At 41.4% G+C, this 1,670-nt stretch carries 2 protein-coding genes; both read left to right on the plus strand.

Going from position 1 to position 1,670, the window contains the following annotated elements; all coding sequences use genetic code 11:
- Positions 1 to 209: 209 nt before the first annotated feature.
- Positions 210 to 380 carry a hypothetical protein gene (locus GXZ13_07995; GenBank protein ID NLX75745.1) on the plus strand — a complete coding sequence of 57 codons (171 nt, stop codon included), beginning with the start codon at positions 210 to 212 and terminating at the stop codon, positions 378 to 380.
- A 91-nt stretch (positions 381 to 471) separates the two neighbouring features.
- Positions 472 to 1,670 (plus strand): recombinase family protein (locus GXZ13_08000; GenBank protein NLX75746.1); only part of this gene is annotated, 1,199 nt, incomplete at its 3' end.

The following is a 1,670-nucleotide window of genomic DNA, read 5'->3' on the forward strand; positions in this document are numbered from 1 at the left end:
ACAAGTAAAGAAATAAAAAATATTTCTAAGTAAAGGAGAAAATCTGACCTTCCCAAGGGCTATATAGTGAAAGGATATTTTCTCTCAATCCCAATTTTGCGAGAAGTTTTACTATGAACAGCTATATAGACATTACTACAAATGAAGAATTTGACGAGGATATTTCTCTCCGAGAAGCACTGGACAAGATTGATAAGATGCTGCTTTCTATGTCAAAAGAAGAGCGTATCTCATACTTTGCTACCTTTTCAAAACCGAAAGATACAGACTTTGTTAAAGAAATCGGTGGCATATATTATGTCGTCCGCACGCATTTTAGTGAGCGTAACGGTGAGAACTTAAAGCAAAAAATAGATAGGCTTCTGGGTATCGATGACTAATTTGCCAAGCTAAGACGTTGAATTGTTAACTCGGATAAAGTAGTATAACGAAACTACAAAATCATATCCGACTGTCAGAAAGGAGTAAATTTTGAACAGACAGTCAAACAAAATCACCGCTCTCTATTGCAGATTATCACGGGATGACGAGCTGCAAGGTGAGAGCAACAGCGTTAAAAATCAAAAATCAATTCTCGCTAAATACGCAAAAGAAAACGGCTTTGCAAACACAAAATTCTTTGTAGACGACGGATATTCCGGAGTCAGTTTCAACCGACCGGCATTTATGGAACTGATGGAGCTTGCAGAGCAAGGACAAATCGGAACGATAATTGTCAAAGACCACTCAAGACTTGGCAGGAATCGCCTAGTCGTCGGCCAGTTACTTGAAGAAGATTTCGTACGTTTGGATGTGCGATATATTGCAGTTATGGATAGTATCGACACATCAGAAGGGCTTAGTGACTTCCTTCCTGTCCAGGACTGGTTCAACGAAATGCACGCAAAGAATACGTCCAAAAAGGTTCGAGCTGTAATGCATGATAAGGGAATGTCGGGTAAACCGCTGACAACAGTCATTCCCTATGGCTACAAAAAGAGTTCAGGTGGTTTGGACATATGGGTCATTGATGAAGAAGCCGCTGAAATTGTCCGAAAAATCTTTCAACTTTGTATTGATGGCTATGGCCCAACGCAGATTGCAAAACAGCTTTATCAGGCCAAGATTCCTACACCAACGGAGCATTGGCAAACACAAGGGCGAAAGACTACTGCACTGCCCGCAGTTCCACATAGGTGGGCTGCGAGAACGGTTTCAAACATATTGCAACGGCTAGAATATTGCGGACATACCGTCAATTTCCGCACTACAACACGTTCGTTCAAAGATAAAAAGAAGATTGAACGCCCGAAAGACGAGTGGAAGGTGTTTGAAAACACGCACGAAGCAATCATTAGCGATGAGACGTTTGAGTTGGTGCAAGAGCTACGAAGTCACAAACGCAGACAAAACCGCACAGGTGAAGTAAGTATATTTTCAGGGCTTTTGTATTGTGCCGATTGCGGCGGGAAGTTGTATTACAGCGTGACGAACAACTATAGACCTGAGGGTGCATACTTCTTTTGCTCCACCTATCGCAAGAATTCGGATAACTGCTCGGCACACTACATTCGGGAAAAGGTTGTTTATGATTTAGTACTTGAAAGTTTGCAACGTGTACTATTCTATGTGCAGGCCTATGAAAAGATTTTTGTGCAAAAGCAGCTTGAGCAATCTACAAAAATGCAAAA

The sequence above is a fragment of the Synergistaceae bacterium genome (assembly GCA_012728235.1).
Taxonomy (GTDB): domain Bacteria; phylum Synergistota; class Synergistia; order Synergistales; family Synergistaceae; genus JAAYFL01.